At 65.7% G+C, this 13,313-nt stretch carries 7 protein-coding genes and 1 tRNA gene; 3 read left to right on the forward strand and 5 right to left on the reverse strand.

The features are described 5' to 3' along the window. Positions 1–184 precede the first annotated feature (184 nt). Positions 185–6,757, reverse strand: a complete 6,573-nt coding sequence (locus C7401_RS21935) for a hypothetical protein (RefSeq protein ID WP_112173502.1) — start codon at positions 6,755–6,757, stop codon at positions 185–187. A gap of 476 nt (positions 6,758–7,233) precedes the next feature. Between C7401_RS21935 and C7401_RS21940 the strand changes: the two genes are divergently transcribed. Both C7401_RS21940 and C7401_RS45335 read left to right on the forward strand, forming a co-directional pair. After that, positions 7,234–7,692: a hypothetical protein gene (locus C7401_RS21940; protein WP_220092834.1), complete on the forward strand. Its 459-nt coding sequence runs from the start codon at positions 7,234–7,236 to the stop codon at positions 7,690–7,692. 114 nt (positions 7,693–7,806) lie between these two features. Next, positions 7,807–8,127, forward strand: a complete 321-nt coding sequence (locus tag C7401_RS45335; RefSeq protein WP_220092835.1) for a hypothetical protein — start codon at positions 7,807–7,809, stop codon at positions 8,125–8,127. Positions 8,128–8,152: 25 nt separating this feature from the next. On the opposite strand, the gene C7401_RS21945 is transcribed toward C7401_RS45335, so the two are convergent. The 3 genes from C7401_RS21945 to C7401_RS21955 form a co-directional block, all read right to left on the reverse strand. After that, positions 8,153–8,237: transfer RNA gene (locus tag C7401_RS21945), tRNA-Leu, on the reverse strand. 165 nt (positions 8,238–8,402) lie between these two features. Beyond that, the gene (locus C7401_RS21950) at positions 8,403–8,777 is read right to left on the reverse strand and encodes a TonB-dependent receptor domain-containing protein (RefSeq protein ID WP_258397184.1); all 375 of its coding nucleotides are present in this window, start codon (positions 8,775–8,777) and stop codon (positions 8,403–8,405) included. A 7-nt stretch (positions 8,778–8,784) separates the two neighbouring features. Next, positions 8,785–9,765, reverse strand: coding sequence for a LysR family transcriptional regulator (locus tag C7401_RS21955; RefSeq protein ID WP_112173504.1), 981 nt, complete (start codon positions 9,763–9,765; stop codon positions 8,785–8,787). Positions 9,766–9,864: 99 nt separating this feature from the next. On the opposite strand from C7401_RS21955, the gene C7401_RS21960 reads away from it, so the two are divergent. Next, the gene (locus C7401_RS21960) at positions 9,865–11,286 is read left to right on the forward strand and encodes an aldehyde dehydrogenase family protein (RefSeq protein ID WP_112173505.1); all 1,422 of its coding nucleotides are present in this window, start codon (positions 9,865–9,867) and stop codon (positions 11,284–11,286) included. Positions 11,287–11,358: 72 nt separating this feature from the next. Here the strand turns inward: C7401_RS21960 and C7401_RS21965 are convergent, their stop codons facing one another. Beyond that, positions 11,359–13,104: a methyl-accepting chemotaxis protein gene (locus C7401_RS21965; protein WP_112173506.1), complete on the reverse strand. Its 1,746-nt coding sequence runs from the start codon at positions 13,102–13,104 to the stop codon at positions 11,359–11,361. Between the last annotated feature and the right edge of the window lie 209 nt (positions 13,105–13,313).

Below are 13,313 nucleotides of genomic sequence, written 5' to 3' on the forward strand. Positions count from 1 at the left end.
GCGAGCGGCGGCAGTGAAGAGAGGGGAGCGCGTCTCCCCTCTCTTTTTTTGGCTTGCCGATGACGACGCGCCGGAACCCGGCAACGCGCGCAATCTTGCTCATGCCGACAAAAAACCCCGCGCTCCCTTGTAAGGGAGGCGGGGTTTTTCTACCGCCGGGAGACTCGCATTGAGCGTGCGTCGATCAGGGAGGCGGCGGCGCAATGAAGCCACCACCCACCGTCGCGCTCAATGTATGGCCGCTCATGCCTGCGAGCGACACCGTCGAGGTGCCGGTGAATTCCACGACCACGTCGTTGACGCCGAGCGCGGCATGCGCCGCCCCGGCGCTCTTGCTCGTGTTGACGGCTTCCACGACGTAAGTGTTGCCCGCGTATTCGAATGCGCTGATCAGGCCGGTGTCGGCGTTCAGTTCGATCACGCCGTTCACCACGCTCGTGTGCGCGCCCGCATCCCTCGTCTGGTCGAGCACGAGCGCCTGCTGAATGGCCAGGTCGAGTGCTTGCGACAGCGACGTTGCCGAAGCCACGTTCACCATCGAACCGGACAGACCAGAGCCGGTGCCGCCCGCCAGCGCTTCGGTCGTGGCGTTGCCGAACGTGATGTTCAGCGTCGCGTTGTTCGCGAGCACGGCGTTGACCGTCGTCTGGGCGTAGCCGCCGCTTGACGTTGCGCCCGTCACGTCGCCCTGGATGTTCAGATCCAGTTCGCCGTTGAACGTGTGGCCTGTCGCACCGATGTTCACGGTCGCCGCGCTGCCAAGCCACACGTGATCGACCGTCGACGCGTCGCCGTACACGTTGATCGTGTCGCCGTGGCCGAGCGCCGTCAGCGGCGTCGAGCCGTTGAACGCGCCCGCCACGGTATTGCTGCCGCCGTACAGGCTGATCGTGTCGCCCGCGCCGGCCGCCGCAATCGTGCTGACCACGCCGTCACCCGCGCCGAGCGTAATGGTGTCGCCTGCGCCGTTCGCGCTTAGCGTGACGCCAACGCTCGCCGCGTGGCCGGCGTCGCCAACCGAGATCGTGTCGGCCGCGCCGTTCGCGACGATCGTGTCGCCGGCCAGCGACCCCTTGATCGTCAAACCGTCTTGCGCGGCCGTCAGGGTCAGCATGCCGGTTGCCGCGCTCGCGTCGAAGGCCTTGAGCGCCGTGCCCGGGAGGCTCGTGACCGTGAGCGAACCGCTGCCGTCGACCGTGATGCTCGACACGGTGTTCGTGGCGTCGACAAGCGCGTCGATCGTCGCCGCCGCCGCATTGTGGATCGCGAGCGAGTGATCGCCGTTCACCGTCAGGCTCTTGAGCTCGGTGGCACCGGCCGCGAAGTCGATCGCCAGGGTGTTCGAACCCGAAGCGCCGGCCTGCGTCGTGATGACCGGGGCGTACGTGGCGCCTGCCGCAATGTCGAGCTCGGCCGAAGCGCTCAGGTTCGCGAACGTCGTGGACGTCGTACCCGCGCTCTGCACGCCCGAGCCAAGCAGCGCCAGGCTGTAGCCGGTTTCGTCGTAGACGGCGACCTTCGCGTCACCCGCGTTCGCCGACGTCGCCGCCGTGGTGACGAAATTGTCGACCACGATCGTGTTGGCCGCCGCCGACGAACCCAGGCCCGTCACCCCCGTCACGCCGATCAACTCCGTGACCGAAGCGTCCGCCAGCGCGCCGCCGGCGTGTGCCGACGCCACGACGTAGGTGTTGCCGCCCGCGACGAATGCCAGCACCGCGGCGACGGGCTGCGATTCGACGATGGCCTGCGCCGCCGCAATGAGTTGCGCGACCGAAAACTCCGAGACCTTGTGCGTGCCGGTCGCGCCGAACGTGAGCACGCCGTTGACCGACGTGAACGTGAGGTTCGCGAGCGTCGCGCCCTCGGCCGCCGCCTGACCGGTCAGGGTCGCGCCCACGAACGACGCGACGTTCTGCGCCGCCGACTGGTTCGCCAGTGCGCTCACCGCCGCGCCGTCGAAGGACAGGTGATCCGCGGTCGTTGCGTTCGCGCTGACCACGAAGCCCGTCACGCCGCCCGCGACGCCGTTGTACACGGCCACGGTGCCCTGGTTCGCGACGATCGTGTCCGAGACCGCACCCGACGCCGCGAGGTTGACCGTCTCGCTGCCCGCGCCGCCGTAGCTGCCGCCCTCGCCAATCGTGATGTCACCGCCGCCCGCGCCGGTCGTGATGACGTCCACGGCTGCGGTCCCCGCGTGGAGCGCCGCCGCCGTGCCCGCCGGGGAGTTGCCGACGAGCGAGTCGCTGTCCTCGAACGCGTCGCCTGCGGCGTCGCCGGTGATGACGACGCTGGTGCCGCTCTGGACGGTAGCCACGATGTGCTCGCCGGCCAGCACGCTGTTGGCGTTGATGGCATTGACAAGCGCCGTTGCCGCGTCGGCGGCGGCAGTCGTGGTGAGTGCCGCCGTCGTGATCGTCTGGCCCGCGATCGTGATGCTCAGCGTCTCGCCCGCCACATAGGTGCCCGCCGAAAGATCGAGATGGTCCTGCTGGACAACGGCAGCCGCACCGGCCGCACTGCCCGCAATCGTGAAGACGCTGCCCGAGACATTTCCATCCGAATCGGTATTCGGCACGATAACCAGCGCCGAACCGTCGGACGGTCCCTTGATGACCAGGTCTCCGTTGACATCGAAGTCAGAGGACAGGCCGAGCTGGGAAAGCGTCGGGTTACGGCTGATCTGCCCCTGCACGGTCACGAGCACCCAATTGGCCTGCACGGTATCGCCCGTCGGAATGTTGATCACGACGCCGTTGATCGAAAGGTACACCGTCCAGTCCGTGTCCGGCAGCGATGAAACGTGAAGCGTTGCCTGCGCCTGGATCGCATTCGCCGCCGCGATATCATTGACCGGGGTGGTCACGACCGCCGCGACCGACACATCGCTTGCGGCGATATCGGCGCCGTTGGCAGCGAGCGTGATGACGTTGGCATTGGCGCCCGTGCCCACGCTCGCGTTCACGAAAGGCGCAACCGCCGCACCGTTCAGGCCGATGCCGTTCACGATGGCGTCGAGCAGCCCCTGGGCCACCGAAGCCTGCGTCGTGGAGCCCGTGACGGTGTATGCGTACGTCACGCCGTTGATCGTTTCCGTCACGACCTCGTCGAGCTGGTACGCGCCGTTGAGCGTGAGCGATTCCATCGACGTGGAAACGCCCGAAGCGATCAGTTCGCCCGCGCCGCCCGTGATCGTCACGCCGCCCGCCGACACGGCGATATGCGAGACGTCCACCGTGCCGGTCGCCGCCGAGGCATCGACCTGGGTCACGCTGCTCGAACTCAGGAGCGTGCCCGCATCCGATTGAAGCTGGAGCGAGACGTTCTCGTCGCCGGTGACCGTGAGGGTCGCGGCGGCGCTGTCGTTGATCGTGATCGCGTTGACGTTGCCGGTCGCGACGTAGCCTTCACTGTTGATCGTGACGTGCTCGACGCCCGTTGCGCTCACGGAAGCCGACTGCGAATACGTGCCCGTGCTGGCCGTGCCGTCCGCGCCGATCGTGATCGTGACCTTGTCGTTCGCGCCGCTCGAATTCCTCAACTGGTAGTCGACGCTTGCGCCGTCGAGCACGGTCAACGTCGTGCCGGCCGCCACTTTCTCGAACGTCACCGCCGAATCGACAGCCGTGAGATTGCCCGTGAAGGCGCTCGCATCGTAGAAGCCGCTTTCGCCAACGAGCGTCAGATTCGCGAAGTTCGCCGCGATCGTGCCGAGGTTGACCGGTACCGCGAGCGTGCCTTGCGCGCCGAGCGCGGTTTCGAGCACCAGCGTGTTCACGCCCGAGCCGCCAACGATCTTGCTGGCCGCCGTGAGGTCGTAGTTGTCGAGCACGACCGTGTCGTCGCCCGCGCCGCCGGTGAAGCCGGTCGTGCTCTGGTCGATCCCGATCACGATCGCGCCCGTCGAACCGCTTGCATCGACCTTCGCGAGATTGACGGCGTTTTGCGTGCCGAAAATTTCGATTGCGGCCGTGTTGTTCAGCGTGACGGCCGTGAGGGCGTCGCCCGCTTCGATGGCCAGATCCACGGCCGCCGTCGTGTTGACCGTCACGCTCGTCGCACTCGCGACGATCAGCGCGACTTCACCCGACGCCACGCCGTTGTCGGTGACGCTCACCGCGCCGGCGTTGTCGTCGCGAATCACGTCCACCGCGCCAGCGTATGCCGTCGCGTCGCCGCCCAGCGTGATCGCCAGATCGTGGCCCGCCGTGTTGTTGATGACGTGGTAGTTTTCGCCGGAGTCCCCGTTGAGAACCGTAAGCGACGTGAGCGCGTCCGACGTGATCGTGGTCGGGCCTTCGACGTGGTTCAGCGTCACGCTCGAAAGCGTGCTCGTACCCGGCTGCGCGAGCGTCGCCTGAATGTCCGTGATGTCGCCGCCGTCGCCGCCCGAGACCGAAACCGCCGTGGCGCCGTTGGTCGTCACGTTGATGTCGCCCGTGCCGTAGACGGTGGACGAACCGTTGGTCGTTGCGCTCACCACCGTCACGTTGCCCGTGGCGTAGTCCGCCGCGTTCGTGAGCTTGCCGGATGCATCGACACTCGCCGGGACCGAGCCGATATTGATGTCGCCCGAGGTCGCGGTCGTGTTGACCGAAACGGTCGTGCCGCCGACAACGGTAATGTCGTCAACGTTATTGCCGCCGTAAGTGTCGGTGACCGAAACGGCGCCCGCCGCGGCCGTGCCGTCCGCGCCGACCGTCACGCTGCCGCCGGTCGTGCTGACCGTGACATTGTTGCCGCCGAGCACGGTGACCGTCGAAGCGGAGTTCGCCACGCCGCCGGTTGCCACGGCGGATTGCGTGACCGTGACGTCGCCGCTCGGCGCGCCCTTCGCGCTGCCGATCGTGACGGTGCCGCCCGCCGCGCCAACCGTCACGTCGGTGCCGCCATAGACGTTCACGTCGCCGTTGGACGAATCCGTCACGCTGATCGTGCCGGTCGCCTCCGAGCCGGCCGCGCCGGTCGACGAGCCCACGCTCACGTAACCGGCGTTCGTCGCGACGTTGACGGTCGTGCCGCCAACGATGCTCACGCCCTCATTGACGTCGTTGATCCCACGGATGCCGTTATAGGCAACGGCGGCGGTGTTGTTGACGGTAACGGTGCCGCTCGGTGCAGCGCCGCTGACGAGGGCGCCGATGACCACCTGGTCGCCTGCCGCGGTGACCGACACGTCGGTGCCGCCCACGATGCCGACATATTCCGCTGCGGCCGAATCGATAACGGTGATCGTGCCCGTCGGGTTTTCGCCAGCGAGGAGTGCGCCGCTGCTGTCGGTGGCGGTGCTGCCGATGAGCACGTTGCCGCCGTTCGTCGTCACCGACACATTCGCGCCGCCGAGAATTTCGACCCCGGCGTCATTGCCCGAATGGGAATCCGTTGCGTAGCTGAACTGCACCGCCGCGGCCTGGTTCACGTTCACCGTGACGTTGCCGGTCGGCGCATAAACCGTATTGCCCTCGATACCGCCAATCTGCACGAGCGCGCTATGCGCGGCATTGCCGCCCGCGCTGTTCACGGTCACATCCGTGCCGCCATAGACGGCCACATCGATACCCGTACCCGTTGCGTTGACGCTCACCGCACCCGATGGCTGCGATGCGGAAACAGCCGAGCCGTTGGTGCCGACCTGGACCGTGCTGTTCTGACCGGCATCGTTGACGTTGACCGTCGTGCCGCCGAACACGGCGACCGTACCGGTATTCGCCGCGCTCACGTTGACTGCGCCCGCCGGGTTTGCACCAGCGATCGAGGTGTTGCCAACCTGGACGTCGCCACCCGACGTATTCACGGTGACGTTGTTGCCGCCCGCCGTCTGAACAGCGCCAGCCGTGTTCAGATGCGAAACGTTGATGTTCGTCGTGGCCGCCGCCTTGACGTTGTCTTCGCCGGTGCCCGCCGACCTCACCGTCAGGTTCGTCACGCCCGAGATGTTCGACGTGTCGAATGCGGCAGAACCGCCGGCGTTGCCCGCGGTTTGCAGCGCAACCGTCTGGATGTTCGAGATCGAAGCGCCGAGCGGAATGACATCGTTGGCCGACGCGTAGTCGTCGTTCAGCGTCAGCGTGTTGTTCGCGCCGCCGGTCGAACCCGTGATCACGTCGTTGTAGTTCAGCGTCGGGCCCCGGCCGTCTGTGCTGTATTGCGTGAGCGAGCCGACGATGTTCGAACCCGTCACGACATCGGCGCCGCTCGTCAGGTACGTCACCGCACCTGACCCGATATTCGCAATGGTCGTCGCGAGGTTGTTGAGCGCCGACTGTTCCGAAGCCGGGTCCGTCACGCCGGCCAAGGCCAGGCGCGCGCCGGCCGCGGCTGCGTTGCCCGCGTATGCCGCCGCGCTATTCGCGTCTTGCAGCAGCGCGCCGGTGAACGCGTTGGCGTAGTCAAGCTTGGCCTGAAGCGCTGTGGCGTCCGCGCCTTGCGCCCCGTTGTAGATGTCCAGCGCGATCGAGGCGAGCGTCATCTTGCCCGTCGCGATCTGCTCGACGTACCAGTTCGCACCCACGGTGTCGGCCGCGCGGCCGAACAGCGTTTGATAGATCTGGTTGACTTCGGCATAGAGGTTGCCGCCGCCGTACAGCGCGATCGATTCCTGCGAGTTACCGAACGCGTTGATGATCGAGTTCAGGTCGCCACCGGCCTGATCGAGCTGGTTCGCCCAGTAGACCAGGCCAGCGGGATCCGCGGGCCGGCCGTAGTAGGCGATATAGGCCTTTTGGACCTGATCGTAATATTGTGCTGCTGCCATGCGAGGCGCTCCAATAATCAGAAAATTTGAGAACTCACGAATCGTTGCAACGCTCGCAATGGACGCAGCGAGGCACGAATGGATTGTCTGATCAGCGGAGACTATGCGTTGTGATTGCGCGCACAAGTTTTGTAATATTCATTCTTTTGGAAAATCGTGCGCATGGAATCCGGGCGCGCAAACGTTGGCGCGCGGTGCCTTATATCGGCACCGCGCGTGCCAGGTCATATTGGCCGCCAGATTACTTCGAAATACTTAATATTGTGCAGCGCCGCCAGCACATTTACCCAGCAGCAGAAATCCCGCGCGGCCTGAAAGCCACGCGGGTTACTACACGCGGCGCTTAAGCCGTCGTGGAAATGAGGCCGCCCGTACTTTGTCCGCTCGCGAGCATCAGTTGAATCAACTCGCCCTGCGCCGTCTGGATTGCGGCTTCGATCTGGCTGGCCGCGGCAAGCGTCGAGTCCTGGCTGGACTTGCTGGCTCCTCCGGTGCTGGACGCCTCCGAAGCGCCGCTCGTCCCGCCCGCGGTGCTGCCATTCGCGTTGCCGTTTGCCCCTGCGTTCGCACTATTGCCGGTGCCGCTCGCGCCGGAAGCCGCTTGCGACGAACCGCCGCCCTTCGAAAGTGCAGCAAGTTGCGCTTCGAGCGCCTTGATCAGCGCCTTTAGCTTGTCGATGGCCGCGGTCGTGGTGGAACTCGACGACGATGAACCGCCCCCACCGCCGCCGCCACCACCACTGCGTTCGCTTTGGGAGGTTGAAGAACTCGAGGTCGTGCCCGAGGTGCCGCTCGAACCCGAGTTGCTCGTCGACGAAGCATCGCCCGTAGTCGTCGAAGTGGCGCTGTTGTTGGCGTTCGATGCGGCGGAACTGCTGCTGGCAGCGGTCCCGGCAGTCGTCGCGGCGACTGCCGTGGCAGAGGTGGTTGACTGAATTTGCATGGATACTTTCCCCGACTTTGAGCAATGCGGCGTAGGTGTCGGTTCGTCGTTCGCATAACGCAAACAACTCCCCCTACGTGGGGTAACGGCGAGTGCGGCGTCATTCTTGAGGGGGATTCCCCCTGATGCGCCTTACACGCCCTTACCCCGGCAGTCAGGTCAAATCCACAGGCAGGAAAAAACGGCGCACGAACGCATCGACCATGCTGTCGACCGGGAAGCAAACAATCTGGATTGCGAAACAGATGGGGCACTCAGAAACGACATCGATCCGACGCAACGAAGCGCGTTGGAACGCGAGATCAAATCCGGATGCAAGAGAGAAGGCCGCGCATTGTCTGCCTTCGAAAAGGCATGGCAACCATGCTGGCGAATTGATCGAAAAACCGGCAAAAACCCGCTAGATCCTTGCCATTTTCGTTTTTGAGTATCTTTGAAAACCCGATACTGATTGGTGCCGACGGCGAGACTCGAACTCGCACAGCTTTCGCCACTACCCCCTCAAGATAGCGTGTCTACCAATTTCACCACGTCGGCACTACCACTACGTACAACCCTTCAGCCCAGGCTCTGGAGGAGGGCACGCTGTCATCAGCGTCGCGTCCCAAGCTCGAAGGGTCGCCATTGTATCGAGTCCCCGCGCATTTTTGAAGACCCTGCGTGAAGATTTTTTGAAACGCTCAATCTCCACTCGATCGCCGCTCAAAATTCCAGCGTGGAACTCAGCTCCAGCGTGCGCCCGAGCCCCACGCCCAACTGGTTCGACCCCGCCGCGCTCCAGTAGCGCCGGTTGGCCGCATTCTCCAGATTCGCCTGCACGGAAACGCGCTTGCCATACACACGCGTCGAATAGCGCGCGCCCGCGCTCAGCAGCGTATAGCTGCCGATCTGCGCCTGATTCGCGTTGTTCACCTGGCGTGGCCCGACGTAATAAATCCCGCCATTCACCGAAAGGCCCGCGAGCACCGGCACGCGATATTCGGCGAACAGGCTCGCCGTGACGTGCGGCGTGTTCTCCGGCGTCTTGCCAACGAGCGTCGGGTCGGAAGAGTCGATCTGTTTCGCGTCGAGATACACGGCGGCGCTAGCCGCGACCTTCGCGCGCGCGAGCGTTGGGGGCGATCCGGGGATTTTTCGGGCGCGTGGGCCGTTTCGCGGGGGCCCGCTCGCGCACCGCATCGGCGTGCTCGCGTATCGTCTCGATCAACGCGCGCAAGCCCGCCGGCACATGACGCCGGCCGGGGTAGTAAAGGCAGAGACCGTCGAGCGGGGGCGTCCAGTCCTCCAGCACGCGCACGAGCGTGCCCGCTTCCAGATCGGCGTTCACGGTCCATTCGGTCAGGTACGTGAGGCCGAGACCGGCACGCGCCGCCGCGAGCATGAGGCCCGGTTCGTCGAGCGTGAGCGCGCCTTCGCCGTCCACGCGCACGGCCTGCCCGCGCCGCTCGAACTCCCATTGGTAGATCTGCCCGCTCGGCATGCGGCTGCGTATGCAGCGGTGCCGCTTCAGATCGGCGGGCGTGCGCGGCGGCTTGTGTTTCGCAAAATATTCGGGACTGCCAACCACGGCGAAACGCTGCCGGTCGCCGAACGGCACCGCGATCATGTCCTGCGGCACGGTATCGGCAAGACGGATGCCCGCGTCGTAGCCTTCCACCACGATGTCGATGAGCCGCCCTTCCGTGACGATGTCGAGCTTCATCTCGGGATAGCGCTGCAAGAAGGCGATGAGCACGGGCATGACCTGTTTCGCCGCGCCCGTCGACGAGTTGATGCGCAACGTGCCCGAAGGCGTGTCGCGAAAGTCGCCCGCCTGGTCGAGCGCGTCGCGGATGGTGGAGAGCGCGGGCGCAACGCTCGCGACGAACTGCGCGCCCGCCTCGGTCAGCGCCACGCTGCGCGTGGTGCGGTTGAATAGCCGCACGCCGATGCGCGCTTCGAGCGCCGCCACTGCGTGGCTGAGCGCCGAGGTCGAAACGCTCAACTCGTCGGCCGCCGCGCGAAAGCTGCGGCGGCGCGCCACCGCCAGCACGGCTTCGAGTTCCACCAGGCCCGATGTCTTCATTATCCGAAATCGCTCAACAGGTCATGCGCTATTGTACGGCTAGTCAACGCAATGCCAGCGGTCTATCTTGCGTCATCGGCCACGTTTTCTGGAGCAGCCATGCAGATCATCGACAAGATCTATATCGACGGCGCGTTCGTCACGCCGCACGGCGAGGCGTTTTTCGATCTCTACAACCCCGCAACCGAAGCGGTGATCGGCCGCGTGCGCCTCGCCGACGAAGCGGACGCGAACGCCGCCATCGCCGCCGCGAAGCGCGTGTTCCCGGCGTTCTCGCGCACCACGAAGGCCGAGCGCATCGACATGCTCATGCGGCTGCACGAGGCGGTCGCGGCGAGCGAGGATGCGCTTTTCGAGGCGATTGTCGAGGAGTACGGCGCACCGGTCTCGCGCGGGCGCTGGATGGCGCGGCACGCGTCCAGCGTGCTCAGCGACGCGGCGAAGGTGCTGGACGGCTACGCGTTCACGCGGCGCGCCGGCACGGCCGAGGTGAGCATGGAGCCGCTCGGCGTTGCAGGGCTCATCACGCCCTGGAACAGCGACGCGGGCTTCATTTGCGGCAAGCTGGCGGCCGCGCTCGCCGCGGGCTGCACGGCCGTCATCAAGCCGAGCGAGATGAGCGCGATCCAGACACGCATCGTGACCGAGGCGTTGCACTCGGCCGGTCTGCCGCCGGGCGTGTTCAATATCGTCACGGGGCGCGGCGACACGGTGGGCGCGCGCATCGCCGCGCATCCCGACGTGGCGAAGCTCTCATTCACGGGTTCGACGGCGGTGGGCAAGACGATCCTGCGCACGGCCGCCGAAACGCTCAAGCGCGTGACGCTGGAGCTTGGCGGCAAGTCGCCCGTGATCGTGCTCGACGACGCGAATTTCGAAGAGGCGGTGCCGCTCGCACTGCAAGCGGGCTTCATGAACAGCGGGCAGGCGTGCATTGCGGGCACGCGTATTCTCGTGCCGCAGGCGCGGCTCGCCGAGTTCGAAGCGGCCGTCGTGGCGGAAGTCGCAAAGATCCAGGCAGGCGACCCGCGCGATGCGCGCACGAGCGTTGGCCCGATGGTGAGCGCGAAGCAGTGGGAGCGCGTGCAGCGCTATATCCGCATCGGCACCGACGACGGCGCGCGGCTGATTGCGGGCGGCGCCGGGCGGCCCGAGGGCGTGGGTTCAGGCTGGTTCGTGCGCCCCACCGTCTTTAGCGGCGTGACGAACGACATGACCATCGCGCGCGAGGAAATCTTCGGGCCGGTGCTGTCGATCATCGCGTATCGCGACACCGAACACGCCATCGAGATCGCCAACGACACGAGCTACGGCCTGCAAGCCTATGTGCTCTCGGCCGATGTCGAGCGCGCGCGCCGCGTGGCCACGCGCATCGAAGCGGGCCGCGTGCTCGTCAACACGCTCGCGCATGAGCCCGCCGCGCCGTTTGGCGGTTTCAAGCAGTCGGGGATCGGACGCGAATACGGCACGTTCGGGCTCGAAGCGTTTCTCGAACCGAAGTCCGTGTTGGGCGTGCTCTGAAGCGCCGCTGACCCTGCAAAAACAAACGCCCCGGCTAAACCGGGGCGTTGAAGTCATTTCGAGCGCGCGACGTTAGAAGGTCTGCCAGTCGTCGTCGGACGTCGCTGCTGCAACGCTCTCGCGACGCTCCGCCTTCGGCGCGGGCGCGGCGGGCGCTGCCGAAGCACGCACGGGCGCGGGCCGCGAAGGCGCGGCGCGCTTGACCGTTGCGCTCGCAACGACCGGCTTCATCGACGCAACGCTTGCCGTTGCCGCCCGGGCCGCCGAGCCGATATTGAACACCGAAACGAGCTCGCGCAATGCCGACGCCTGCGAGGACATCGACTGCGCCGCCGCTGACGCTTCTTCCACGAGCGCCGCGTTCTGCTGCGTGACTTCGTCCATTTGCGTCACGGCCTGATTGACCTGCTCGATGCCGGTGCGCTGCTCGCCCGAAGCGGCCGAGATCTCGTTCATCAGGTCGGCAACCCGCTTCACCGACTGCACGATCTCGCCCATCGTGCGGCCCGCGTCGTCCACGAGCGCCGTGCCGTTGTTCACGCGCTCGACCGAAACGGTAATGAGCTCCTTGATCTCGCGCGCCGCCGTTGCGCTGCGCTGCGCGAGCGTGCGCACCTCGCCCGCCACCACGGCGAAGCCGCGGCCCTGCTCGCCCGCGCGCGCCGCTTCCACTGCGGCATTGAGCGCGAGAATGTTGGTCTGGAACGCAATGCCTTCGATCACCGAGATGATCTGCGCGACCTGTTCGGAGCTGCTTGCGATCTCGCGCATGGTGTCGACCACGCGGCCCACCACTTCGCCGCCGCGCGTGGCCGTCTGCGACGCCTGGCCGGCGAGCGTGTTGCCTTGCGTGGCGTTGTCGGCGTTCTGCTTGACGGTCGCCGTGAGCTGTTCCATGCTCGCCGCCGTTTCTTCGAGCGAGGCGGCCTGCTCTTCGGTACGCTGGCTCAGATCGGTATTGCCCGCCGCGATTTGCGAAGACGCCGTGGCGATGCCTTCGCTGCCCGTGCGCACGCGGCCCACGAGGTCGACGAGACGCTCGTTCATGTGGCGCAGCGCGCCGAGCAACTGGCCCGCTTCGTCGCTGCCGTCCACTTCGATGCGTGCGGTCAGGTCGCCGCGCGCCACCGTCTCGGCCACTTCGACCGCACGCGCGATCGGCCCCGTGATCGAGCGCGTGATGAACAGCGCAATCATGACGCCCAGACCGATGGCGACCACGATGAGGCCGACCGTCCACGCAAGCGCGCTCTGGTACGACACCTTCGCCGCAGCCACCTCGGCGGTCGAGCCGTTGTGATTCAGGGTCACGTCCTGATTGATGAGATCCATCACGGTCTGAAACGACTTAGCCGAAGCGCTCGAAATCGTTGCGCGCGCATCAGCCGAGCCGCCGTCGGCGGAAGAAACGAGAGCGTCGATCTTCTTGTCGTCGTCCAGATAGCGCGACCATGCCGCGCTGATCGAATCGAACAACTGGCGCTCTTGCGCCGAGGAAACGAGCTTCGAATAGCCGTCAAGCGTGGCACTGACCTGGTTAATCGTTTGCGCGTGCTGGTCGTGAAGAGCGCCCTTTTCGCTGGCGTCATTGGAGACCAGCATGCGCAGTGACGTGCGCCGCACATCCTGGGCGAGGTTGCGCAAGTTGCCGAGCGTCTCCACGCTTGGCAGCCAGTTTTCCCCTATCGCGCGCGTGCCGTCGAAAATGCGCGAGGCCTGAAGGAGTCCGATGCCGCCGATAGCGGCGAGCAGGAACAGCACGATGGCAAAGCCCGCGCCGAGGCGCGGGCCAATCTTGATACGGGTGAGCAGTGACATGGGTACGCCGTAGTGAGGGGTCGCCTGTATGACGACCACGGCGCGGAAAAATTAAGTCAATGTTGCAAAAATAACAAAGCGTAAGCAAGAAGCGGCGAGCCGTGCGGGCAACCGGAATGCGAACGATCGGTCAGATAATAGATCGCATACCTTATTAATATTCAGTAACCCCGCCTTTCAAATCCCGCAATACCCGGCAACTACGCCCA

Source organism: Paraburkholderia unamae (assembly GCF_003268775.1).
Taxonomy (GTDB): Bacteria; Pseudomonadota; Gammaproteobacteria; order Burkholderiales; family Burkholderiaceae; genus Paraburkholderia; species Paraburkholderia unamae.

What these genes read in the sequence shown, in the direction of transcription:
- C7401_RS21935 (WP_112173502.1), bottom strand. Translation starts at nt 6,757, where the DNA reads ATGGCAGCAGCACAATATTACGATCAGGTCCAAAAGGCCTATATCGCC.
- C7401_RS21955 (WP_112173504.1), bottom strand. Translation starts at nt 9,765, where the DNA reads ATGAAGACATCGGGCCTGGTGGAACTCGAAGCCGTGCTGGCGGTGGCG.
- C7401_RS21960 (WP_112173505.1), top strand. Translation starts at nt 9,865, where the DNA reads ATGCAGATCATCGACAAGATCTATATCGACGGCGCGTTCGTCACGCCG.
- C7401_RS21965 (WP_112173506.1), bottom strand. Translation starts at nt 13,104, where the DNA reads ATGTCACTGCTCACCCGTATCAAGATTGGCCCGCGCCTCGGCGCGGGC.